This window comes from Hydrogenophaga sp. OTU3427, from assembly GCF_038440225.1.
In the GTDB taxonomy this organism is placed as follows: domain Bacteria; phylum Pseudomonadota; class Gammaproteobacteria; order Burkholderiales; family Burkholderiaceae_C; genus Hydrogenophaga.
In genome coordinates this window covers 14,024-36,157 of sequence record NZ_JASATI010000050.1, presented here as the reverse complement: position 1 = coordinate 36,157, position 22,134 = coordinate 14,024, and the positions used below count along the sequence as shown (strand labels likewise).

The window sequence follows — 22,134 nt, the reverse complement described above, 5'->3', positions numbered from 1 at the left end:
CCCCCCCCCCCCCCCCGGGGCTGGAGACCGCCCCGGCCACGCTGGCCGGTGTGCGGCAGATGATCAAGGCCTTGCGCCGCACGCATGCCGTGGGGCTGCTGCCGGACCAGGTGCCGCCCGAGGGCATGGGCGTGTGGGCGCCGTTTTTTGGCAAGCCGGCCTACACCATGACCCTGGCCGCCCGGTTGGTGCAGCAGACCGGGGCGGTGCCGCTGCTGGTCTGGGGCGAACGCCTGCCCTGGGGCCGGGGTTTTCGCCTGCATTGCCAAACCATGCCGCAGCCCTTGTCGGATGATCTGGACGCCGCCGTGCTGCAGATCAACCAGGCCATGGAAACCCTGGTTCGCCAGAACCCCGCGCAGTACCTGTGGGGCTATGCGCGCTACAAGCAGCCGCGCGCCGAGTTGTGATGTTGTCCCGAACCGCCATTCTTTTCATGCGCCTGCTGGCGCCTTTGCCGCTGTCGTGGGTGCGGGCCCTGGGCTGGCTGCTGGGGCGTGCGCTGCACGCCGTGGCCGGGCGGCGCCGCAAGATCGCGCTGACCAACCTGCGCCTGTGTTTCCCCGAACTGTCCGAGCCCGAGCGCGAGGCCATGGTGCGGCGCAATTTTGTGTACTTCATGCAGGCCTGGCTGGACCGCAGCTGGCTCTGGCACGCGCCCCGGTCCGTGCTGGAGTCGCGCTTTCGGCGTGTGGGTGATTGGCAGGTCTTCCAGGGGCAGGCGCCCACCATCGTGTTCGCCCCCCATTTCTACGGACTGGACGCCGGCGCCATGGCGCTGGCCATGGCGGCCGACCGCCGCTTCACCACCATCTACACCACCCAGGTGAACCGGGCGGTGGACGAATGGATGAAGGTCGGGCGCTCGCGTTTTGGCGATGTCAGCCTGCTCAACCGCGACGACGGTGTCAAGCCCATCGTCAGCAGCCTGCGCAAGGGCGGCCTGCTCTACCTGCTGCCCGACATGAACTTCGGTCCCGAGGAGTCCATCTTCGTGCCCTTCTTCGGCGTGCCCACGGCCACCGTGCCCTCGCTGTCGCGGTTTGCGCGCTTGGGCCGGGCCCAGGTGGTGCCCCTGACCACCCGGCTCACGCCCACCGGCTACGAGGTCGAGGCCCATCCGGTCTGGCAGGGTTTCCCGACCGAGGACGTGGTGGCCGACACCGCATTGATGAACGAGCGCCTCCAAGCCTGGATAGCCCACATGCCCGACCAGTACTGGTGGGTGCACAAGCGTTTCAAGACCCGGCCGCCGGGCGAGGCCTCGGTGTATGGCGGGCGGGACTGATCAGTCGAGCGCCGCGGCCAGCCAGCGCGTCACCCGTTCCGGCTGCTCGTGCACGATCCAGTGCGTGGCATCGGGCACGCGGGTCAGCTGCAGCTGCGGCACGTAGACCTCCAGACCATCGAGCAAGGCCGGTGGCAGGGCGGTGTCGTACATGGCCCACAACACGTGGGTGGGCACCCGCACGTCGAGCAGGGCGCGCGGCAGGCTCACCGCCCGCGCGCCCGGGTCGTCCGCGGTGGGCGGGCGCAGCGGAGACGCGCGGTAGTAGTTGAGTCCGCCCTCCAGCCCCTGGCGCCACACGGCGCGGTACTGGTCTTTCACCGCGTCGGTCAGCCAGGCGTGGGGGCCATCGGCGGCGCCCATGTTGGTGAAAAAGGGCCACAGGCGGCGGAAGTCGTCCTCGGCCAGCAGCCGCGCGGCGTCGGGCCGGCACAGGAAGTTCATGTAGGCGCTGGCCTGTTGCTGGGCCGGCGACTGCTGGAGTTCGCGCAAAAAGGTGCCGGGATGGGGCGAGTTGAGGATGGCCAGGCGCTCCAGCCGCTCTGGGTGCTGGGCGGCCAGGCCCCAGGCCACGGCGCCGCCCCAGTCATGGGCCACCAAGGCCGCCAGCCTGCCGCCTGGGCCGCCCGCCTCGGCGTCGATCAGCGCCAGGATGTCCAACACCAGGTGTTTGGCCCGGTAGGCCGTGACCTCGGTGGGCGCGCTGGAGCCGGCGTAGCCGCGCAGGTTGGGCGCCACGCAGCGGTAGCCACCGTGCTGCGGCTGCGCAAAGTGGGCCAGCAACGGATCCCAGACGAAGGCCGCCTCGGGAAAGCCATGCAGGAACAGCAGCACCGGCCGACCGCGTTCCCCGCTGCTGCGGCACGTCAGGGTGATGCCGTGGGGCAGCGGGAGCGCGGTGGTCTCGATCATGGGGGCGTGATGTCTTCGGGGGGGCGGTTGTCGGTTTCGGGGGCCTGTGCCGCCTCGATCGCCGGGGCGGTGCGCACCCAGCGCCACAGCAGTTGGGCCACCTCGTCCAGGCCCTGCTTCTTGAGCGCCGAGAACAGTTTCGCCTCACCGCCGCCGGCCTGCAGTCGCGCAATCGACAGCGCCTTGCTGGCCTCCGCGCGGGTCAGCTTGTCGGATTTGGTCAGCAGCACCAGGAACTGCAGGCCTTCCTCCACCCGTGGGCGGATGATGTCGAGCAGGATTTCGTCCAGCTCGGTCAGGCCCAGGCGCGGGTCGCACAGCAGGACCACGCCGCGCAGGTTCTTGCGCGTCTTGAGGTAGTTGGCCATCACCCGCTGCCAGCGCAGCTTGGCCTCGCGTGGCACGGCCGCGTAGCCGTAGCCCGGCAGGTCGGCCAGCACGGCGTCGGTCACGCCCTGCTTGCCGAGCGAGAACAGGTTGATGCTCTGGGTGCGGCCGGGTGTCTTGGAGGCAAAGGCCAGGCGCTTTTGTTGGGTCAGCGTGTTGATGCTGGTGGATTTGCCGGCGTTGGAGCGGCCGACAAAGGCGATTTCCGGCACCGACAGGTCGGGCAGGAATTCCAGCTGTGGCGCGGTGGTCAGGAAGCGGGCCGTGTGCAGCCAGCCATGGGCGATTTTGGCGTCCACGTCGGGGGCTGCGGCCGGGGCCGCGGAGGGGGTGGTGTCGTTCATGTGGGGGCGCCTTTGCGGCCATTGTAAAATGGGCGTGTTTTGCGCCTGCGCGGGGGACCTTCGGTGGCCTGGTGCAGGTGTTTCGTAAACCGCGTGAAGATCGCCCACGTTGATTGCCTTTGACATGAAACCGTTTGCCACCCTTTTCAGCGCCGCAGCGCTGGCCCTCGTTGCCCTGTCTGCCCAGGCCCAGGCCGTCAAACCCGACCTGAACAAGGGGGCGGCGCTCTACGGTCAGGTGTGTGTGGCCTGTCACGCGGCCGACGGCAACTCGTCCATCCCGGCCAACCCCAAGTTGGCCCAGCAGCACCCCGAGTACCTGGTCAAGCAGCTGCAGGAATTCAAGTCCGGCAAGCGCGACAACGCGGTGATGAAGGGTTTTGCCTCGGCGATGTCGGACGACGACATGCGCAACGTGGCCTACTGGCTCACCAGCCAGAAGGGCAAGGCCGGTTTCGCCAAGGAAAAAGACCTGGTCAAGCTGGGTGAGCGCATTTACCGCGGTGGCATCGCCGACCGCCAGATCGCCGCTTGCGCGTCCTGCCACAGCCCCAACGGCGCCGGCATGCCGGCACAGTACCCGCGCCTGTCGGGCCAGCACGCCGAATACACCGCCACCCAGCTGCGCAGCTTCCGCGAAGGTGCACGCAAGAACAACACCCAGATGACCCAGGTCGCCGCCTACATGACCGAGCGCGAAATCAAGGCGGTGTCCGACTACATCGCCGGCCTGCGCTGAGCCTGACGGGCCGCGCACGCACCATGCCCCGCCGGTGGGCGGGGATATAAGCGGACGTTGATGGTCGGCGGCACAATGCACGAAATCTTCACGATGCACTGAACCGCCAGGCACAAGTTGTATCCCAGACAGGGCGGGTCTTGATTGAACAAGGCCCGCCTTTTTTCCATCCGCTCATGACCGTTTCCACCCAAGGCTTGCAGATCGACTCCGGCTCGCGCGTGATGCGCGACGTGGCGGAGTTGTTGTCGTCCATGCGGTTCGCCATTTCGCTGCTGACGGTGATCTGCATCGCGTCGGTGATCGGCACGGTGGTCAAGCAGCACGAGCCGATCAACAACTACGTCAACCAGTTCGGCCCCTTCTGGGCCGAGGTGTTCGGGCGGCTCAGCCTGTACGCGGTCTACAGCGCCTGGTGGTTCCTGCTCATCCTGGCCTTCCTGGTCCTCAGCACCAGCCTGTGCATCATCCGCAACACGCCCAAGATCCTGGCCGACCTGAAGGCCTACAAGGAAAACATCCGCGAGCAGAGCCTCAAGGCCTTTCACCACCGCGCCGCCGCATCGCTGACCGAAGCGCCCGAGGCCGCCGCGCGCCGCATCGGTCAGACACTGGCCGGTGGTGGCTGGAAGGTGCGGCTGCAGCAGCGCGAACATGGCTGGATGGTGGCGGCCAAGGCCGGCGCGGCCAACAAGATCGGCTACCTCGCCGCGCACAGCGCCATCGTGCTGGTGTGTGTGGGCGGACTGCTCGACGGCGACCTGATCGTGCGCGCGCAGATGTGGTTCAACGGCAAGACGCCCTACGAAGGCGGTGGCCTGATCGCCGACGTGCCGGCGCAGCACCGCCTGCCGGCGGCCAATCCCACCTTCCGCGCCAACCTGCTGGTGACCGAGGGCACGCAGTCGAGCACCGCCATCCTCACGCAGCCCAAGGGCGTGCTGCTGCAGGACCTGCCGTTTTCGGTCGAGCTGAAGAAGTTTGTCGTCGAGTACTACTCCACCGGCATGCCCAAGCTGTTCGCCAGCGACATCGTGATCCACGACAAGGACAGTGGCGAGAAGACCGAGGCGCGTGTCGAGGTCAACCACCCGGTCAGCCACCGCGGCATCCAGATCTACCAGTCCAGCTTCGACGATGGCGGTTCGCGCGTGAAGCTGCGCGCGCTGCCCATGGCCGCGGCCGCCCAGGGCTTCGACGTTGAGGGTGCGATTGGCGGCTCGACCGAAATCTCCAACGGCGACAAGCGACTGACGCTCGAGTTCACCGGCTTGCGGGTGATCAACGTCGAGAACATGAACAACACCTCGGGGGCCATGGCCTCTGGTGCCGACGTGCGTTCGGTCGATCTGCGCCACGCCATCGAAGGGCGCCTGGGCGCGGCCAACAAGACAGCGACCAAGAAGGAGCTGCGCAACATCGGCCCCAGCGTGAGCTACAAGCTGCGCGACGAAGCGGGGCAGGCGACCGAGTTCAACAACTACATGCTGCCGGTCGACGTGGACGGCGGGCGGGTGTTCCTGTTCGGCTTGCGCGAAACACCGGCCGAGCCCTTCCGTTACCTGCGCGTGCCCGCCGACGACCGCGACGGTGTTGACGGCTTCGTGCGGCTGCGCGCGGCCCTGGCCGATGGCACGATGCGCAACCGTGCGGTGGCACGCTACGTGGCGCAGGCGGTGGACCGCGGCAACCCGCAGCTGATGGCCGCGCTGCAGGCTTCGGCCAGCCGTGCCCTGGACCTGTTTGCCGGCGTCGATCCGGCCCTGGAGTCCCTCAAGCCGGCCGGACAGACCGCGCCCATCGGCGGGCTGCAGGCGGTGTCCCGCTTCATGGAGCAGAGCGTGCCCGAGGCCGAGCGCGAACGCGCAAGCGAGGTGCTGGTGCGCATCCTCAACGGCACCTTGTTCGAGCTGTTGCAGGCCAGCCGCCAGAGCGCCGGCCTGCCGTTGCTGGACCCGCAAACCCCCGCGACGCAGGCATTCATGACGCAGGCCGTGCTGAGCCTGAGCGACGCCTTCTTCTACCCCGCGCCCATGAGTTTCCAGCTGGCCGACTTCACCCAGCTGCAGGCCAGCGTCTTCCAGGTGGCCCGCGCGCCCGGCAAGACCATTGTCTACCTGGGGTGCCTGTTGCTCATTCTGGGTGTTTTTGCCATGCTCTACATCCGTGAACGCCGCCTCTGGGTGTGGCTGGCGCCGGCGGCCGATGCCCCTGCGACCGGCACCCAGGCCACCATGGCCCTGTCGACCAACCGCAAGACCATGGACGGCGACCGTGAATTCGACTTGCTCAAGTCCCGACTGATACAGGCACACCCATGAACACCGCTGCCCAGACCCTCGCGTCGAAGTCCGCCCAGACCATCACGCTCCATGGCGGCTTCATGGCGCGCCGCAATGCCACGGACTGGCTGTTCGCGCTGCTGGTGCTGGCCGGCACGGTGTTCGCCTTCATGCGCTACGCCCATTACATGGACGGCTACGAAAAAGCCATCCTCGTGGGGGCGGCACCTTTTGCCATCTGGCTGGGCTGGTTCTGGCGCCCGTTGCGCTTGTTGATGGTGGCGGCGGTGGCCATCGCCCTGCTGGCCATATCGCTGTACCAGACCGACGCCGGGCCCCAGCTGGCGCGGGCCGACCAGGCCTTTCTGCTCAAGTACTTCATCTCCAGCCAGTCGGCCATCCTGTGGATGAGCGTGCTGTTCTTCATGAGCACGCTGTTCTTCTGGGGCGGGCTGTTCAGCCGCGCCGCCGGTGACACCTTCGAACTGTTGGGGTCCCGCCTGGCCTGGGTGGCGGTGACGCTGGCGCTGGTGGGCAGCCTGGTGCGCTGGTACGAGGGCTACCTGATCGGCCCCGACGTGGGGCACATCCCGGTCAGCAACCTGTACGAGGTGTTCGTGCTGTTCTGCTGGCTCACGGCCACCTTCTACCTGTACTACGAAGACCGCTACCAGACCCGCCGCATGGGCGCCTTCGTGATGCTGGTGGTCAGCGCGGCGGTGGGCTTCCTGCTGTGGTACACGGTGGTGCGCGAGGCGCACGAGATACAGCCCCTGGTGCCAGCCCTGCAAAGCTGGTGGATGAAGCTGCACGTGCCGGCCAACTTCATCGGCTACGGCACCTTCGCCATCGCGGCCATGCTGGCCTTTGCCTACCTGATCAAGCAGAGCGCTGGCGAAAGCCGCTGGTACAAGCTGGCGCCGCTGTGGCTGCTGGGCATGGTGCTGTGTTTCGAACCCATCGTCTTCCGGCAGTCCGCAGCCGCCAATGGCAGCAGCTACTGGTTCGTTTACTTCGGTATCTCGGCGCTGATCGTCGGTGGCATCCTGTTCGGTCGCCGCCGCATCGCCGAGCGCCTGCCCAGCTTCGAGGTGCTCGACGACGTGATGTACAAGGCCATCGCGGTGGGTTTTGCCTTCTTCACCATCGCCACCGTGCTTGGCGCCTTGTGGGCCGCCGAGGCCTGGGGCGGCTACTGGAGCTGGGACCCGAAAGAGACCTGGGCCCTGATCGTCTGGCTGAACTACGCTGCCTGGCTGCACATGCGCCTGATGAAGGGCTTGCGCGGCACCGTCGCGGCCTGGTGGGCGCTGGCGGGCTTGGCGGTCACCACCTTCGCCTTCCTGGGCGTCAACATGTTCCTGAGCGGCTTGCACAGCTACGGCGAGCTGTGATTTAGACCCCCCTGCGCTGCCTGCGGCGTCACCCCCCAAGGGGGCGACACCAGCCGTCTGGCGGAGCCAGCCCGGCGGTGTCCTTGGATGGGGCACGGCATTCGGATGTAGGGTTTTGAGCCGGAGCGGTGTGAACCGCTGGCGGAACTTGTGAGAATGGGGGCGACTCCACGTTTGCACCACCTCACAGGACGCGCCATGCTCATCCGCACGCAGAACAACGGCCACCAGCATCTGGTGGCCAGTGAGATCACCCCGCCTCAGGACTACCTGCGCCGCCGTGAGTGGCTGCAGCAACTCGCGCTGGGCGCGGGCGGTGTCGCTTTGGCCGGTTGGGCGGCGCGCGATGCGCGGGCCCAGATGGCGCGGCCGCCGGGCAAGCTGGCGCCGCTGCCCGGGGCCAAGTCGGCCGTGAGCGGGGCCTCGACCATGGAGGCGGTCAGCAGCTACGAGGACGCCTCGACCTACAACAACTACTACGAGTTCGGCACCGACAAGTCGGACCCGGCGGCCGCTGCCAAGTCGCTCAAGCCGCGGCCCTGGACGGTGTCGGTCGAAGGCCTGGTCAAGGCGCCCAAGACCTTCGGCCTGGACGACCTGCTCAGGCTCAGCCCCATGGAGGAGCGCATCTACCGCCTGCGTTGCGTCGAGGGCTGGTCCATGGTGATTCCCTGGGTGGGCTATTCGCTGGCCGAACTCATCAAGCGCGTGGAGCCGCTGGGCAGCGCCAAGTACGTGGAGTTCGTGACCCTGGCCGACAAGGCCCAGATGCCCGGCCTGCGCTCGGGCGTGCTGGACTGGCCCTATGTGGAGGGGCTGCGCCTGGACGAGGCCATGCATCCACTCACGCTGTTGGCCTTTGGCATGTACGGCGAGGTCCTGCCCAACCAGAACGGTGCGCCGCTGCGTCTGGTCGTGCCCTGGAAGTACGGCTTCAAGAGCGGCAAGTCGCTGGTCAAGATCCGCTTCACCGACAAGGAGCCGCGCACCGCCTGGAACGTGGCGGCGGCGCAGGAATACGGCTTTTATTCCAACGTCAATCCCGACGTGGCCCATCCGCGCTGGAGCCAGGCCACCGAGCGCCGCATCGGCGAGGGCCAGGGCCTGTTCGCCAAGCGCCGCAAGACCCTGATGTTCAATGGCTACGAACCCCAGGTGGGCCAGCTCTACGCCGGCATGGACTTGCGCAAGTACTTTTGATGAAGGCCTTGCTGGCCCGCCCCTGGGTCAAGCCCCTGCTGTTCGTGCTGTGCACCTTGCCCGCGTTCTGGCTGGTGGGGGCGGGGCTGCTGGACCGGCTGGGTGCGAATCCGGCCGAGGCCCTGATCCGGGGCCTGGGCGACTGGACGCTGCGTTTCCTGTGCCTGGTGTTGCTGGTCTCGCCGCTTCGGCAACACACCGGCCTGGCGGTGCTGGCGCGCTGGCGGCGCATGCTGGGGCTGTTTGTGTTTTTCTATGCCAGCCTGCACCTGCTGGCCTATGCCTGGCTGGACATGGAGTTCGACTTGGCGGCGCTGTTGCCCGACATCGTCAAGCGCCCCTTCATCACCGTGGGCATGCTGGGCTGGACCCTGCTGCTGGCGCTGGCCGCGACCTCGTTCAACCGCGCCATCAAGGCCCTGGGCGCGCGCCGCTGGCAGCGCTTGCACCGCGCGGTCTATGGGGTGGCGGGACTGGGCGTGCTGCACTTCTTCTGGATGCGCGCGGCCAAGAACAACTTTGGCGAGGTGGCGGTCTATGCCCTGATCCTCGGGGCCTTGCTGGCCTGGCGGGTGTGGCACCGCGGCCCGTGGCGGCGCGGCGCCATGCCCGCCGCCTGAAACCGCGCCATCCGCACGGTCGTCAGAGCAGGCGCTCCATGCGCATCTGGTCCGACACGTTCTCGCGTTCGCGGATCAGGTGGGCGGTCTGGCCATCGACCAGCACCTCGGCCGCGCGGCCACGGGTGTTGTAGTTGCTGGCCATGCTCATGCAATAGGCCCCGGCCGACAACACCGCCAGCAGGTCGCCGGGTTCCACGTTCAGGTCGCGGTCGCGCCCCAGCCAGTCGCCGCTCTCGCACACCGGCCCCACCACGTCCCAGAGCGTGGTGGCGCCCGCACGCGGCACCACCGGCACGATGCCGTGGTGCGCCTGGTACATGGCCGGGCGCGGCAGGTCGTTCATGGCCGCGTCCACGATCAGGAAGTTCTTCTGCTCGCCGGGCTTGAGGTAGAGCACCTCGGTCAGGCAGATGCCGGCGTTGCCCACCAGCGAGCGGCCGGGCTCGATCATCAGCTTGCGCTGGCCGAAGCCGCGCGCATCCAGCTTGGCCAGCAGCGCGGCCCACAGGGCGTCGGCCGCCGGCGGCGTGTCACCCTGGTAGTCGATGCCCAGGCCGCCGCCGAAGTCGATGTGCTGGATGGGCACGCCCGCCGCTTCGATGGCCGTCACCAGGTCCAGGATGCGGTCCATGGCGTCGAGGTAGGGCGCCATCTCGGTGATCTGCGAGCCGATGTGGCAGTCGATGCCAACCACGCGCAGGCCTTGGCACGACGCCGCGAAGCGGTAGGTGGCCACCGCGTCTTCGTGGGCGATGCCGAATTTGTTGCCCTTGAGGCCGGTGGAGATGTAGGGGTGGGTCTTGGCATCGACGTCGGGGTTGACCCGGATGCTGACCGGCGCGCGCTGGCCCATGCCGCGCGCCACGTCGTTGAGCACTTCCAGTTCGGCGCGGCTTTCCACGTTGAAGCAGCCGATGCCGACGTCGAGCGCGCGGCGCATTTCGGCGCGTGTCTTGCCCACGCCCGAGAAGATGATCTTGCGCGGCTCGGCGCCGGCGGCCAGGGCGCGTTCGAGCTCGCCGCCCGACACGATGTCCAGGCCGCAGCCGGCGCGCACGAAGGTCTGCAGGATGGCCAGCGAGCTGTTGGCCTTCATCGCATAGCAGATCTGCGCATCGCGCCCGGCAAACCCGCGCTGGTAGGCGGCCAGGGCCTGCAGCATGGCGGCCTTGGAGTAGATGAACAGCGGCGTGCCGTGGGCGTGGGCCAGGTCCTGCACGGACTGGCCTTCGACCATCAGTTGGCCGTTGTGGTATTCGATGAAGGGGCGGAGGGCAACGGAGCTCATGCGGGGTGGTCGGCGCGACGGGTCAGCGCGAAGTGGGTTTGGGGGTGGCCGGTTGGTCGGTGGGCGCGGGCATGTAGAGCGGGCCCTTTTGGCCACAGCCCGTCAGGCCCATCGGACCCGCCAACACAAAAACCAGCACCATGGCCACAATGCGGGCGCGGCGATGGCAGGAGCCTAGAATTTGGGGGCCGAACAACATCACAAGATTGTATGACCGACCTCGAATTCCTCGATCGCGCCGAGGCGGCGCTCAATGCCATTGAAATGGCTTGCGACCGCATCAACGAAGACACGGATGCCGACGTGGACAACCAGCGCACCGGTGGCATGGTCACGCTGGTGTTCGCCAACCGCAGCCAGATCGTGGTCAACCTGCAAAAGCCGCTGCACGAAATCTGGATGGCGGCCCGCTCGGGCGGCTACCACTACAAGTGGGACGGCCAGGCCTGGGTCGACACCAAGGGGCAGGGCGAGTTGTTCACCCAGCTGACGCGCTGCGCCAGCGAGCAGGCCGGCCAGGCGCTGCGCTTCAGTTCCTGAACAGGTCCAGGATGCTGCGTTTTTCCTGAGGTTCGACCGCCGGTCCTGAAACCTGGCCCTCCACAGCACCGTCGCCAGCGCCCAGGGCGTTGACACCACGGCCCGGCGTGTACTCCTGGAAATACCAGTCCGACCCCACCGACACCACGCCTTCGGGCGGTGCGGGCAGTTCCACCGGCACGCCCTTGAGCGCCTCGCCCATGAAGGATATCCAGATCGGCAGGCTCAGGCCGCCGCCGGTCTCGCGGCTGCCCAGGTTGCGCGGGGTGTCGTAGCCAAACCAGGTGGCGGCCACCAGCGTGGGCTGGTAGCCGACGAACCATGCGTCCATGGAGTCGTTGGTGGTGCCGGTCTTGCCGTAGAGGTCGGGCCGCTTGAGGGTGGCCTGGGCCCGCGCGGCGGTGCCGGAGCGGGTGATCTCCTGCAGCAGCGTGCCCATCACGTAGGCGTTGCGGGCGCTGATGGCGCGCTGGTCTTCGTTGACTTCAGGTGCCGTGGTTTCCAGCAGCGATTTGCCTTTTTCATCCGTCACGCGGGTGATCAGGTAGGGCGCGACGCGGTAGCCGCCGTTGGCGAACACGGCGTAACCGGTGGCCATCTGCATGGGCGTCACCGAGCCCGCGCCCAGCGCCATGGTCAGGTAGGGCGGGTGTTTGTCGGCGTCGAAGCCGAAGCGCGTGATCCAGTCCTGAGCGCTCTGGGTGCCCACCATCTGCAGCACCCGGATGGAAACCATGTTCTTGGACTTGGCCAGTGCCGTGCGCACGTTCATCGGGCCTTCGAAGTTGCCGTCGTAGTTCTTGGGTTCCCAGGGTTTGCCGCCTGTGACGGCGGCGCTGAAGAACAGCGGCGCGTCGTTGACCACGGTGGTGGGCGTCAAGCCTTTTTCCAAAGCGGCCGAATAGATGAAGGGCTTGAAGCTGGAGCCCGGCTGGCGCCAGGCCTGGGTCACGTGGTTGAACTTGTTCTTGTAGAAGTCGAAGCCGCCCACCAGCGCCTTGATGGCACCGTTGCGCGGGTCCATGGCGACGAAGGCCGATTCGACCTCGGGCAGCTGTGTCAGGTCCCAGGTCTTGCGGGTGCTGGAGGTCTGCACGATGCGCACCACCGCGCCGCGGCGGATCTTGAGCTTGGGCGGGGCCTTGTCCGCCAGCCCCGACTGCACCGGCTTGAGGCCGTCGCCGCTGATCTCGATGGGCTCGCCGCTGTCGCGCGCCACCACCACCTTGCGCGGGCTGGCCTCCAGCACCACGGCGGTCAGAAGCTCGCCGTTGTCGGGGTGGTCGGCCAGCACGTCGTCGATCACCGCGTCCATCGCCTTGGCGTCGGTGGGCAGGTCGACAAAACGCTCCGGGCCACGGTAGAACTGGCGGCGTTCGAAATCGACCACGCCACGCCGCAGTGACTGGTGGGCGGCCTGTTGGGCCTTGCTGTCCAACGTGGTGTAGACGTTCAGTCCGCGGGTGTAGGTCTCGTCGCCGTACTGGGCGTAGACCTGCTGGCGCACCATCTCGGCCACGTATTCGGCGTGCAGGCGCTCGCTGCTGGCGGGGGGGCGCACGCGGATGGGTTCCTTGCGCGCGACCTCCGCTTGCGCCTCGGTGATGAACCCGTTGTCGACCATGCGGTCGATGATGTGCAACTGGCGGGCACGGGCGCGTCGCGGGTTGCTGATGGGGTTGTAGGCCGAGGGCGCCTTGGGCAGGCCGGCCAGCATGGCAGCCTCGGCGATGCTCACTTCCTTGAGCGGTTTGCCGAAATAGGTCTGCGAGGCGGCCGCGAAGCCGTAGGCCCGCTGGCCCAGAAAGATCTGGTTCATGTAGATCTCAAGGATTTGCGCCTTGGTGAACATGTGTTCCAGCTTGAAGGTGAGCAAGACCTCGTAGATCTTGCGCATGTAGCTCTTTTCCGCCGACAGGTAGACGTTGCGCGCCACCTGCATGGTGATGGTGGAGGCGCCCTGGCTCTTGGCCTCGCCCAGGTTGGCCAGCGCCGCGCGCACCATGCCGATGTAGTCCACGCCGTTGTGCTCGAAGAAGCGCGAGTCCTCGATCGCCAGCACGGCGTTGGTCATGACTTGGGGGATCTGGTCGATCGGCAACAGGTTGCGCCGTTCTTCCCCGAACTCGCCCATCAGCACGCCATCGGCCGTGAAGACCCGCAGCGGCAGTTTGGGCCGGTAGTCCGCCAGGTCGGTGACGTCGGGCAGGTTGGGGAAAGCCACCGCGAGTGCCAGGCCAACCACCAGCAACAGTGCTGCCACGCCGGCCGCCGCCACGCTGGCCAGGGAGACCACCGTTCGCGCCAGGCGGTAGGTCCAGTCGGAGGACGGGGGCGCGGAAGGGGCGGTCTTGTTGGGTTTGGAGTCGGGCATGGAAGGCTTTGAGGCAGGGGCCGATTATAAAAAGCCGGGTGTGGCAGATTTCGCAAAACTTCGCGCTGGATTGCGGCTGCACTGTGCCAATTCGGTGAATTACGGGTCAGAATGTAAGCGGGTACGTAACAGTGCGTCGGCTGCAGACAACGCCCCGGGGGGGTAAAAGCGGCGTTTTCCTTTGCCGCACAAGGGTCTTGCTGCTAGTATTCAAGTGAATTGTTAAGTCTTGTGAAGCGCGCACGCCGTGTGCGCCACCGTATTGGGGACTGCCTTGATCTCACTGGGATCTCTATTCAGCCGTGAACCGGCGCCCTTGCTCGGGATCGACGTGAGCTCTTCCACGGTCAAGCTGGTGGAGCTGGGTCGTGAGCGCGACGGCTCGCTGGTGCTGGAGCACTGCGCGATCGAGCCCCTGGAGCGGGGCTGGATCACCGATGGCAACGTCGAGAAATTCGACGAGGTGGCGGATGCCATGCGCCGCCTGGTGCGCAAGAGTGGCACCCGCACCCGCAACGTGGCGCTGGCCTTGCCCGGAGCCGCGGTCATCACCAAGAAGATCACGCTGCCCTCGGGACTGTCCGATAAGGAGCTCGAGGTCCAGGTGGAGTCCGAGGCCAACCAATACATCCCGTTTTCGCTCAACGAGGTCAGCCTGGATTTCTGTGTGATCGGCGCCAACCCGGCGTCGCCCAACGACGTCGATGTGCTGATCGCGGCGTCGCGCAAGGAGAAGGTGTCGGACCGCCAGGGGCTGGCCGAAGCCGCCGGGCTCAAGCCGGTCATCATGGACGTGGAGTCCTATGCCTCGCGGATGGCGGCGGCCCGCCTGCTGGACGGATTTCCCAACAAGGGCAAGGACGCCTTGATCGCGCTGTTTGAGATCGGCTCCCAGACCACCAGCCTGCAGGTGATCCGCAACGACGATGTGTTGTACGAGCGCGACCAGATGTTTGGCGGCTCGCAACTGACCCAGTTGCTGGTCAAGCAGTACGGCATGACGTTCGAGGAAGCGGAGGCCAAGAAGCGCAATGGCGAGTTGCCTCTGGACCACTCGGCCAAGGTGCTGCAGCCCTTCATGGAGAGCCTGTGCCAGGAGATCGGCCGCGCGTTGCAGTTTTTCTTCACCAGCACGCCGCACAACAAGGTGGATTACATCCTGCTGTCGGGCGGCTCGGCCGGGCTGCCGGGCCTGCCGCTGATGGTGACGGGACAGACCTCGTTCCCTTGCAAGCTGATCAATCCCTTTGAGGGCATGAAGCTGGGCTCTGGCATCAACACCCGGCGCCTCGAAGCCGAGTCCACGTCCTACCTGGTCTCCGCCGGACTGGCGCTGCGGAGGTTCCACCAATGATCCTCATCAATCTGCTGCCGCACCGCGAGGAGGCGCGCAAGCGGCGACGCGAGCTGTTCCTGGTGCAGGTGGGCCTGGCCGCGCTGGCGGGGGGGCTGGTGGTCGGCCTGATCTTCACCTGGTTCCAGAACCAGATCACCTCGCAGCAAAGCCGCAACCGCTTCCTGTCGACGGAGATCGCCAAGCTCGATGCTCAGATCAAGGACATCGCGGGCTTGCAGGCACAGCTGGCGGCCCTGAAGGCGCGGCAGCTGGCCGTGGAAGATCTGCAGGCCGACCGCAACCTGCCGGTGCACCTGCTGGACGAAATGGTCAAGCAGATGCCCGAGGGCGTGTTCCTGTCCACGCTCAAGCAAGAGAACCAGACCATCGTGCTCACGGGCGTGGCCCAGTCGCAGGAGCGGGTGTCCGAGCTGTTGCGCAACCTGAACAACAGCCGGTGGGTGACCAAACCCGAACTGGTGGAAATTGTGGCCGCCAACCTGGCGCTGTCGCCGCGTGAGCAGCGGCGCGTGTCCAATTTCAGCATCCGTGTGGCGCTGACCCGCAGCACGCCCGATCCGAAAGCCATCCCCGCCGGAGCCGCCAAGCCGGCGCCCGCCGGCAAAAGCTGACACGGCCATCAGACGGACACACCATGGCCAAGAAAAAACCTTCCAAGTTCGACGTTGACCTGAGCGGGCTGCAGCAGAAGATCAAGACCCAGTTCACCGGTCTCGATCCCAACGACCCGACCCAGTGGCCGGCGCTGCCGCGCTACCTGCTGCTGCTGCTGCTGGCGGTGGCCGTGGTGGTCGCCCTGTGGTTCTCGTGGCTGAATTCCTACCAGGCCGAACTGGACACCGAACGCGCGAAGGAAGTCCAGCTTCGCCTCGACTACGAGAAAAAGCTGGGGCAGGCGGTCAACCTCGACGCCCTCAAGCAGCAGCTCGAGCAGGTGCAGCAGTACGTGACCCAGCTGGAAAAGCAGCTGCCCAGCAAGGCCGAGATGGATGCCCTGCTGTCCGACATCAACCAGGCGGGCCTGGGCCGCAGCCTGCAGTTCGAGCTGTTCCGGCCGGGCCAGGTGAACGTCAAGGAGTACTACGCCGAGCTGCCCATCGCCGTGCGTGTGACCGGCTCCTACCACGACATCGGCCTGTTCGCGGCCGACGTGGCCAACCTGTCGCGCATCGTCACGCTCAACAACATCACGCTGGCGCCCGTGGCCAACCGGCCGGGCATGTTGACCATGGACTGCATCGCCAAGACCTTCCGCTACCTGGATCCGGACGAAATCATGGCGCAGAAAAAGGCCACCGAAGCGGCCGCCAAGGCCGGCGCCAAAGGGGGCAAGCCATGACCCGCGCACGCTGGATGACCTGGCCGCTGATCGCCGTGGCCGTGGTGGCGCTGTCGGCATGTGACAGCGCCGACAACGAGGAACTGTCGCGCTGGATGCAGGAGCTGCGGGGTCGCACCCAGCCCAAGGTCGAGCCGATCGCCGAGCCGGTACGTTTTGTGCCTCAGGCTTACCTGAGTGAAGGGGCGACGCAGCCCTTCGAGCGCGACAAACTGACCGCTGCCCTGCGCCGGGCCGCCGGGGCGACCAACCCCAACACGGCCTTGCTCACGCCCGAGCTCAACCGGCGCAAGGAGCCACTCGAGGCCGAGCCGCTGGACGCCATGGCCATGGTGGGCTTGCTGGACCAGAAGGGCCAGCGTGTGGCCCTGGTCAAGGTCAACAACCTGCTGTACCAGGTCCGCCTGGGCAACTACCTCGGCCAGAATTACGGGCGCATCACGCGCATCACAGAATCCGAAATCACCCTGCGCGAAATCGTTCAGGACGGCACCGGTGAGTGGATAGAACGACAGGCCGTGCTGCAGCTTCAAGAGGGAACCAAATGAACCAGTTGTGTTTGCGATCGGAGCCCGGCTCTCTGACGGGCTTGCGTGGGGCCGTCCGGACGTGGGGCCGGCGCGCAGGCGCGGCCTTGTTGGTCGGCGCCGTGGTGCTGATGCCGACGTTGCGTGCACAAAATCCGGCACCGGCCCAGAACACCATCCGCTCCGTTTCCCTGGCGAGCCAGGGCGGCAGCGACGTGGTGCGGATCGAGCTGGCGCAACCGCTGACCGAGGCGCCCAAGGGCTTCAGCATCCAGTCGCCGGCGCGCATCGCGCTGGATTTCAGTGCGGTCGGCAACGCCACGGGCCGCACCACCGTCGAGCTCAACCAGGGCAATCTGCGCAGCGCCAACATCGTGGAGGCGGGCGATCGCACACGGCTGGTGCTCAACCTGAACCAGGCCGCGCAATACCAGACGCAGCTGTCGGGCAACGTGTTGCTGGTGACGCTGGATGCGGCTGCCACGACCGCGCCGCGCGCGACGGGGGGATCCACCTTGTTCGCGGAAAGTCGCAACAGCGATACGCTGCCTATCCGTGGCATCGATTTCCGCCGTGGCGACAAGGGTGTGGGGCGCGTGGTCGTGGACCTGCCCAACAACCAGGTGGGTGTCGACATCCGCCAGCAAGGCAAGTCGCTGGTGGTCGAGTTCCTCAAGTCGTCCTTGCCAGACGCCCTGCGCCGCCGGCTGGACGTGACCGATTTCGGCACACCGGTGCAGACCGTGGTCACGACCCAGAGTGCCGATCGGGTGCGGATGGTGGTCGAGCCGACCGGCACCTGGGAGCACAGCGCCTACCAGAGCGACAGCCAGTTCGTGCTGGAGGTGCGCGAGGTCAAACAGGATCCGAACAAACTCAGCCAGGGCCCTGGCTTCACCGGTGAAAAACTGTCACTGAATTTCCAGAACATCGAAGTCCGTGCCTTGTTGCAGGTGATCGCCGACTTCACCAACTTCAACGTGGTGACGTCCGACACCGTGACCGGCAACCTGACGCTGCGCCTCAAGGACGTGCCCTGGGACCAGGCGCTGGACATCATCCTGCAGGCCAAGGGCCTGGGCATGAAGAAGAATGGCAATGTGCTGTGGATCGCGCCCAAGGACGAGATCGCCGCGCGTGAGAAGCAGGAATACGAGGCGTCCGCCGCTGTGCAGACCCTGGAGCCCTTGCGCACCCAGTCTTTCCAGATGAACTACGCCAAGGCGGTGGACATCGCTGACCAGTTGCGCGGTGGCAAGCTGGACGCTGGTGCTGGTGTCTCCGGATCGGTGAACAACTCCGCGCGCATCCTGTCGCCGCGCGGCAGCGTGATTCCCGAGGTCCGCACCAACCAGCTGTTTGTCACGGACATTCCCTCGCGGTTGGAGCAGGTGCAGGAGCTGATCGCCAAGCTGGACATTCCCGTGCGCCAGGTCGTGATCGAAGCGCGCATCGTCGAGGCCGACGACACCTTTGGTCGCTCGCTGGGCGTGCGCCTGGGTGGGGCCGACCTGCGCGGGGTGCGTGGTGGTGACGCTGGCTACGGCGTGGGCGGCGGCAACCGCATCGCCATCGGCGGCAGCTACAACGCGCTGACCACGACGACAAGGGAGAGCTTGAACTCCGACGAGCAAACTCCTTCCTTCAACTGGCCCGTGGTGGCCAATGGCGCGACCAACACTGGCACGCCCATGAACACGAACAACACCTCGTTCGTGAACATGCCGGCAGCGGCCATTGGCGGCGTGTCGCCGGCCGCGTTCGCGGTGTCGCTGTTCAGCCCGCTGGCCAACCGCTTCCTGAACCTGGAGATTTCCGCCATGCAGGCCGACGGCCGGGGCAAGGTGGTGTCCAGCCCGCGCGTGATCACGGCCGACCAGGTCAAGGCCATCATCGAGCAGGGCAAGGAAATCCCCTACCAGTCCGCCAGCGCCAGCGGCGCCACCGCAGTGCAGTTCCGCAAGGCCACGCTGAAGCTGGAGGTCACGCCCCAGATCACCCCCGATGGCGGCATCATCATGGACGTGCAGGTCAACAAGGACAGCGTCGGCGAGCTGTTGCCTCAGGGCGTGACCATCAACACCAAGCGCATCCAGACGCAGGTGCTGGTGGAGAACGGCGGCACCGTCGTGATTGGTGGTATTTTCGAATCTGTCGAGAACGAGTCCGAGAAAAAGGTCCCCTTCTTGGGTGATTTGCCCGGCGTGGGCAACCTCTTCAAGACCCGCAGCAAACAGGCCGACAAGTCGGAGCTGTTGGTCTTCCTGACGCCACGCATCCTGTCAGAACGCGTGAGCAATCGTTGAATTTGATGTACTCGAACGAGGATCTGATGAAATTTTTCAAACTGTTTTTGGGTACATGCCTGTTGGGCTTGTTGGCCGCGTGTGGTGGTGGCGGTGGTAGCGCTGGTTCTGGCAGTGGCACCGGCACGCCACTGTTCACTTCCGCCCAGTCCACGGTGACCGTGGCGGTCAACGGCGCGGACACCTTCGGCATCGGTGGGGGCATCGGCCCCTATACGGTGACCAGCGACAACAAGTTCGTGGCGGTCGCGGGCGTCAGCGGCAGCACGTTCACCATCGGTGGCGTCAAGGAGGGCACGGCCAAGGTGCAGGTGCGCGATCGCAACGGTGAAACCGTGCTCGTGAACGTGGTGGTGTCCGATGGTGACGACACGGCCCTCTACACCACCGCACCGGCCGCCATCACCATGGCCCCCGGGACGACGACCTTGCCTTTTGAGGCCCGTGGTGGCACCTCACCCTACGTGGTGACATCGAGCAACACCAGTGTTGTCCGGGTGAACCAGGCCGGCAGCTCCTTCACCCTGACCAGCCTGATCCCGGGGACGGCCAACGTGACGGTGATGGACAACACCGGTTTGAATTCAAAGACCATCGTCGTGACCGTCAAGACGGATCCCGGCACCCCCTTGAAGCTCAATCCCGCGTCGGCATCGGGCAACGTCGGTGACAGCATCACGGTGCTGATCAGTGGTGGCACCGGCAGCTACGCCTCGGCCACGGCCGCCAACACGACGATCGCGACCGCCGCGTTGAGCGGCTCCAGCGTGACCATTGCCCTGAAGGCGGCTGGCAGCACCGTGGTCACTGTGCAGGACAGTGCGGGCCTGACGGCGGAAATCGCCGTCACGGCCACCAATGCGGCGGCCACCTTGCGCCTGTCGCCCACGACTTTCTCTGTCAGCGAACTGAGCACGGCATCCTTGCAGTCCACCATCTTTGGTGGCACGGCGCCCTTCAGCGTTTTCGTCAGCGATCAGGCCTTGGCGAGCGCCGCCGTGTCGGGCTCGACCGTCACGATCGGTCTGGGTACCCAGGGCAGCCGCTGTATCGCCACGTCCAGCGAGGCGGTCACGATCACGGTGATCGATGCCCTGGGCGCGTCTGGCAGCTCGGTCATGACCATCAACGAAGACACTTCGGCCGCCTGTGGCACGGTCGATCCGTTGACGACAACGGCCGGTGGTGCCTTCACCCTCGTGGCCGGTCAAGTGCGTTCGGTGACGATTTCGGGTGGTGTCAAGTTCAACCCGGCGCCGACCTACCAGGTCAGCAGCAGCAACACAGCGGCCGCCACCGTGTCTGCCCTTACCGGTGACACGTTCAGCGTGACCGCCGTGGCCACGGGTGTGTCCACCATCACGGTGAGGGATGCGGCCAACACCACGGTTACCTTCACAGTCACGGTGCCGTAACCCGGGACCCGCGTCTCGACCAGGCCGCCGGTGGTTCACCGGCGGCCTTTTTTTGGTCTCGCAGCTTGCGCCCAATCGCTGGCTATCATTGCGGACTGTCTCCAACTTCCACCGCACCACGTGAACGTCGCCCTCGTCGGCCTGCCCGGTTCAGGCAAATCCACCGTCGGGCGGCAACTCGCCCGGCGCTTGTCGCTGCCTTTCCTGGATTCGGACGCGGTCATCGAGGAGCGTCTGGGCTGCTCGATCCGCGAGTTCTTCGAGCGCGAGGGCGAGGAGCGCTTCCGCGATCTGGAGTCCCAGGTCCTTGACGAACTCACGGCCGGTCCCGAAGGCGTGATCTCCACCGGCGGTGGCTCGGTGCTGCGGCCGGTGAACCGCGAGCACCTGCACCAGCGCAGCCGCGTGGTCTACCTGCGCTCGTCGCCGGAGGAGGTGTTCCGCCGCCTGCGCCACGACCGCAACCGGCCGCTGCTGCAGGTGGCCGATCCCTTGCAGCGCCTGCGCGACCTGTTCGAGGTGCGCGATCCCATGTACCGTGAGGCCTCGCATTTCGTGATCGAAACCGGTCGCCCCTCGGTGGCCACCCTGGTCAACATGATCGTGATGCAGCTGGAGCTGGCGGGCACCCCCGCGCCCACCCGCTGACGTCGGAGGGCGAGGCGGGGCGCCATGGGCTTGTCCTACACTTGGCCTATGCATGCGACCCCCGACCTCACGCGCCACACGGTCCAGATCGATCTGGGCGAGCGCAGTTATCCCATCCTGATCGGTGCCGGCCTGCTGGGCGACAGCGCCACCTACGCCGGCCTGCCGACGGCGCACAGCGCCATGGTCGTGACCAACGACACCGTCGCGCCGCTGTATGCCGACGCCGTCTGTGCCGCGCTGCAGGCGCATTACCGGCAGGTCGACCGCGTGGTGCTGCCCGATGGCGAGGCCCACAAGGACTGGACCACGCTGAACCAGATCTTCGACGCGCTCCTGTCCAAGGCCAGCGACCGCAAGACGGTGCTGTTCGCGCTGGGGGGTGGTGTGGTCGGGGACATGACGGGTTTTGCCGCCGCCTGCTACATGCGCGGCGTGCCCTTCGTGCAGTTGCCCACCACGCTGTTGTCACAGGTGGACTCGTCGGTGGGCGGCAAGACCGCCATCAACCACCCGCTGGGCAAGAACATGATCGGCGCCTTCTACCAGCCGCAACGTGTGATCTGCGACCTGGACAGCCTCAGGACGCTGCCGCCGCGCGAACTCAGCGCCGGCCTGGCCGAAGTCATCAAGTACGGGCCCATCGCCGACATGGCCTTCCTAGACTGGATCGAAGCCAACCTGCCGGCACTGAGGGCGCGCGAGCCGGCGGTCCTGGCCCACGCGGTGCGCCGCAGTTGCGAGATCAAGGCCCACGTGGTGGGTCAGGACGAACGCGAGAGCGGCCTGCGCGCCATCCTCAACTTCGGCCACACCTTCGGTCACGCCATCGAGGCCGGCCTGGGCTATGGCGCCTGGCTGCACGGCGAGGCCGTGGGCTGTGGCATGGTCATGGCGGCCCACCTGTCGCAGCGCCTGGGGCTGGTGGACGAGGCTTTTGTCCGTCGGCTGACCCGACTCATCGAGGGCGCGGGATTGCCGATCCGGGGGCCGGCGCTGGGCGCGGACCGCTATATCGAACTCATGGGCCACGACAAGAAGGCCGAGGGTGGCGAAATCCGCTTCGTGGTGATCGATGGACCGGGCCGGGCCGCCATGCGCCCCGCGCCCGACGCTCTGGTGCGCGAGGTGCTGGCTGCCTGCTGCGACTGAGCCTTCCGCCGGGCCCGCC

21 protein-coding genes are annotated in these 22,134 nt (G+C 66.5%); 16 read left to right on the top strand and 5 right to left on the bottom strand.

The window, feature by feature from the left end:
- Positions 1-410: LpxL/LpxP family acyltransferase (locus tag AAHB17_RS20985; RefSeq protein WP_446719636.1), on the top strand; the 410-nt coding region annotated here is incomplete at its 5' end.
- A complete protein-coding gene (locus tag AAHB17_RS20980) occupies positions 410-1,288 on the top strand; it encodes a lysophospholipid acyltransferase family protein (protein WP_342132862.1) in 879 nt (292 codons plus the stop codon). The genes AAHB17_RS20985 and AAHB17_RS20980, both read left to right, overlap by 1 nt.
- Here AAHB17_RS20980 and AAHB17_RS20975 read toward each other — a convergent pair whose 3' ends face one another.
- Together AAHB17_RS20975 and yihA are read right to left on the bottom strand one after the other, a co-directional pair.
- Positions 1,289-2,200: an alpha/beta fold hydrolase gene (locus AAHB17_RS20975; protein WP_342132860.1), complete on the bottom strand. Its 912-nt coding sequence runs from the start codon at positions 2,198-2,200 to the stop codon at positions 1,289-1,291.
- Positions 2,197-2,931 carry a ribosome biogenesis GTP-binding protein YihA/YsxC gene (gene yihA, locus AAHB17_RS20970; protein WP_342132858.1) on the bottom strand — a complete coding sequence of 245 codons (735 nt, stop codon included), beginning with the start codon at positions 2,929-2,931 and terminating at the stop codon, positions 2,197-2,199. The genes AAHB17_RS20975 and yihA overlap by 4 nt, the downstream gene beginning before the upstream one ends.
- Before the next feature lie 124 nt (positions 2,932-3,055).
- Here yihA and AAHB17_RS20965 point away from each other — a divergent pair, with 124 nt between their 5' ends.
- From AAHB17_RS20965 to AAHB17_RS20945, 5 genes are all read left to right on the top strand, one after another.
- The gene (locus AAHB17_RS20965) at positions 3,056-3,670 is read left to right on the top strand and encodes a c-type cytochrome (RefSeq protein ID WP_342132856.1); all 615 of its coding nucleotides are present in this window, start codon (positions 3,056-3,058) and stop codon (positions 3,668-3,670) included.
- A gap of 176 nt (positions 3,671-3,846) precedes the next feature.
- Positions 3,847-5,991: a cytochrome c biogenesis protein ResB gene (locus AAHB17_RS20960; RefSeq protein WP_342132855.1), complete on the top strand. Its 2,145-nt coding sequence runs from the start codon at positions 3,847-3,849 to the stop codon at positions 5,989-5,991.
- Positions 5,988-7,346, top strand: a complete 1,359-nt coding sequence (gene ccsB / locus AAHB17_RS20955; protein ID WP_342132854.1) for a c-type cytochrome biogenesis protein CcsB — start codon at positions 5,988-5,990, stop codon at positions 7,344-7,346. Before AAHB17_RS20960 ends, ccsB begins: the two co-directional genes overlap by 4 nt.
- 198 nt (positions 7,347-7,544) lie before the next feature.
- Positions 7,545-8,546, top strand: a complete 1,002-nt coding sequence (gene msrP / locus AAHB17_RS20950; protein ID WP_342132853.1) for a protein-methionine-sulfoxide reductase catalytic subunit MsrP — start codon at positions 7,545-7,547, stop codon at positions 8,544-8,546.
- A complete protein-coding gene (locus AAHB17_RS20945) occupies positions 8,546-9,166 on the top strand; it encodes a sulfite oxidase heme-binding subunit YedZ (RefSeq protein WP_342132852.1) in 621 nt (206 codons plus the stop codon). The genes msrP and AAHB17_RS20945 overlap by 1 nt, the downstream gene beginning before the upstream one ends.
- Before the next feature lie 22 nt (positions 9,167-9,188).
- Here the strand turns inward: AAHB17_RS20945 and lysA are convergent, their stop codons facing one another.
- Together lysA and lptM are read right to left on the bottom strand one after the other, a co-directional pair.
- Positions 9,189-10,457 carry a diaminopimelate decarboxylase gene (lysA, locus tag AAHB17_RS20940; protein ID WP_342132851.1) on the bottom strand — a complete coding sequence of 423 codons (1,269 nt, stop codon included), beginning with the start codon at positions 10,455-10,457 and terminating at the stop codon, positions 9,189-9,191.
- A gap of 22 nt (positions 10,458-10,479) precedes the next feature.
- Positions 10,480-10,599 carry an LPS translocon maturation chaperone LptM gene (gene lptM, locus AAHB17_RS24790; RefSeq protein ID WP_446719637.1) on the bottom strand — a complete coding sequence of 40 codons (120 nt, stop codon included), beginning with the start codon at positions 10,597-10,599 and terminating at the stop codon, positions 10,480-10,482.
- A gap of 68 nt (positions 10,600-10,667) precedes the next feature.
- On the opposite strand from lptM, the gene cyaY reads away from it, so the two are divergent.
- The gene (cyaY, locus tag AAHB17_RS20935) at positions 10,668-10,997 is read left to right on the top strand and encodes an iron donor protein CyaY (RefSeq protein ID WP_342132850.1); all 330 of its coding nucleotides are present in this window, start codon (positions 10,668-10,670) and stop codon (positions 10,995-10,997) included.
- Here cyaY and AAHB17_RS20930 read toward each other — a convergent pair.
- Positions 10,987-13,371 carry a penicillin-binding protein 1A gene (locus tag AAHB17_RS20930; RefSeq protein ID WP_342132849.1) on the bottom strand — a complete coding sequence of 795 codons (2,385 nt, stop codon included), beginning with the start codon at positions 13,369-13,371 and terminating at the stop codon, positions 10,987-10,989. The two genes, cyaY and AAHB17_RS20930, sit on opposite strands and share 11 nt — an antisense overlap.
- Before the next feature lie 274 nt (positions 13,372-13,645).
- Here AAHB17_RS20930 and AAHB17_RS20925 point away from each other — a divergent pair, with 274 nt between their 5' ends.
- The 8 genes from AAHB17_RS20925 to aroB all read left to right on the top strand — a co-directional run bounded on the left by AAHB17_RS20925 (position 13,646) and on the right by aroB (position 22,115).
- Complete coding sequence (locus tag AAHB17_RS20925; protein WP_342132848.1) at positions 13,646-14,725, top strand: pilus assembly protein PilM; 1,080 nt, start codon at positions 13,646-13,648, stop codon at positions 14,723-14,725.
- Positions 14,722-15,339 carry a PilN domain-containing protein gene (locus tag AAHB17_RS20920; RefSeq protein WP_342132847.1) on the top strand — a complete coding sequence of 206 codons (618 nt, stop codon included), beginning with the start codon at positions 14,722-14,724 and terminating at the stop codon, positions 15,337-15,339. Before AAHB17_RS20925 ends, AAHB17_RS20920 begins: the two co-directional genes overlap by 4 nt.
- A gap of 23 nt (positions 15,340-15,362) precedes the next feature.
- Positions 15,363-16,067, top strand: a complete 705-nt coding sequence (locus AAHB17_RS20915; RefSeq protein ID WP_342132845.1) for a type 4a pilus biogenesis protein PilO — start codon at positions 15,363-15,365, stop codon at positions 16,065-16,067.
- Positions 16,064-16,615, top strand: a complete 552-nt coding sequence (locus AAHB17_RS20910) for a pilus assembly protein PilP (protein WP_342132844.1) — start codon at positions 16,064-16,066, stop codon at positions 16,613-16,615. Before AAHB17_RS20915 ends, AAHB17_RS20910 begins: the two co-directional genes overlap by 4 nt.
- A 110-nt stretch (positions 16,616-16,725) precedes the next feature.
- Positions 16,726-18,900 (top strand): type IV pilus secretin PilQ, encoded by a 2,175-nt coding sequence (pilQ, locus tag AAHB17_RS20905; RefSeq protein ID WP_342132864.1) that lies wholly within the window; start codon positions 16,726-16,728, stop codon positions 18,898-18,900.
- A 26-nt stretch (positions 18,901-18,926) separates the two neighbouring features.
- Positions 18,927-20,315 (top strand): hypothetical protein, encoded by a 1,389-nt coding sequence (locus AAHB17_RS20900; RefSeq protein WP_342132842.1) that lies wholly within the window; start codon positions 18,927-18,929, stop codon positions 20,313-20,315.
- Positions 20,316-20,435: 120 nt separating this feature from the next.
- Entirely contained in the window at positions 20,436-20,963 is a 528-nt protein-coding gene (locus AAHB17_RS20895) for a shikimate kinase (RefSeq protein WP_342132841.1), read from the top strand.
- Positions 20,964-21,011: 48 nt separating this feature from the next.
- Positions 21,012-22,115 carry a 3-dehydroquinate synthase gene (gene aroB / locus AAHB17_RS20890; protein ID WP_342132840.1) on the top strand — a complete coding sequence of 368 codons (1,104 nt, stop codon included), beginning with the start codon at positions 21,012-21,014 and terminating at the stop codon, positions 22,113-22,115.
- Positions 22,116-22,134 lie beyond the last annotated feature (19 nt).

What these genes read in the sequence shown, in the direction of transcription:
- AAHB17_RS20915 (WP_342132845.1), top strand. Translation starts at nt 15,363, where the DNA reads ATGGCCAAGAAAAAACCTTCCAAGTTCGACGTTGACCTGAGCGGGCTG.
- AAHB17_RS20930 (WP_342132849.1), bottom strand. Translation starts at nt 13,371, where the DNA reads ATGCCCGACTCCAAACCCAACAAGACCGCCCCTTCCGCGCCCCCGTCC.
- lysA (WP_342132851.1), bottom strand. Translation starts at nt 10,457, where the DNA reads ATGAGCTCCGTTGCCCTCCGCCCCTTCATCGAATACCACAACGGCCAA.
- AAHB17_RS20900 (WP_342132842.1), top strand. Translation starts at nt 18,927, where the DNA reads ATGAAATTTTTCAAACTGTTTTTGGGTACATGCCTGTTGGGCTTGTTG.
- cyaY (WP_342132850.1), top strand. Translation starts at nt 10,668, where the DNA reads ATGACCGACCTCGAATTCCTCGATCGCGCCGAGGCGGCGCTCAATGCC.
- lptM (WP_446719637.1), bottom strand. Translation starts at nt 10,599, where the DNA reads ATGGTGCTGGTTTTTGTGTTGGCGGGTCCGATGGGCCTGACGGGCTGT.
- pilQ (WP_342132864.1), top strand. Translation starts at nt 16,726, where the DNA reads ATGCCGACGTTGCGTGCACAAAATCCGGCACCGGCCCAGAACACCATC.
- AAHB17_RS20910 (WP_342132844.1), top strand. Translation starts at nt 16,064, where the DNA reads ATGACCCGCGCACGCTGGATGACCTGGCCGCTGATCGCCGTGGCCGTG.
- AAHB17_RS20920 (WP_342132847.1), top strand. Translation starts at nt 14,722, where the DNA reads ATGATCCTCATCAATCTGCTGCCGCACCGCGAGGAGGCGCGCAAGCGG.
- ccsB (WP_342132854.1), top strand. Translation starts at nt 5,988, where the DNA reads ATGAACACCGCTGCCCAGACCCTCGCGTCGAAGTCCGCCCAGACCATC.
- AAHB17_RS20965 (WP_342132856.1), top strand. Translation starts at nt 3,056, where the DNA reads ATGAAACCGTTTGCCACCCTTTTCAGCGCCGCAGCGCTGGCCCTCGTT.
- AAHB17_RS20960 (WP_342132855.1), top strand. Translation starts at nt 3,847, where the DNA reads ATGACCGTTTCCACCCAAGGCTTGCAGATCGACTCCGGCTCGCGCGTG.
- yihA (WP_342132858.1), bottom strand. Translation starts at nt 2,931, where the DNA reads ATGAACGACACCACCCCCTCCGCGGCCCCGGCCGCAGCCCCCGACGTG.
- AAHB17_RS20975 (WP_342132860.1), bottom strand. Translation starts at nt 2,200, where the DNA reads ATGATCGAGACCACCGCGCTCCCGCTGCCCCACGGCATCACCCTGACG.
- AAHB17_RS20945 (WP_342132852.1), top strand. Translation starts at nt 8,546, where the DNA reads ATGAAGGCCTTGCTGGCCCGCCCCTGGGTCAAGCCCCTGCTGTTCGTG.
- aroB (WP_342132840.1), top strand. Translation starts at nt 21,012, where the DNA reads ATGCATGCGACCCCCGACCTCACGCGCCACACGGTCCAGATCGATCTG.
- msrP (WP_342132853.1), top strand. Translation starts at nt 7,545, where the DNA reads ATGCTCATCCGCACGCAGAACAACGGCCACCAGCATCTGGTGGCCAGT.
- AAHB17_RS20980 (WP_342132862.1), top strand. Translation starts at nt 410, where the DNA reads ATGTTGTCCCGAACCGCCATTCTTTTCATGCGCCTGCTGGCGCCTTTG.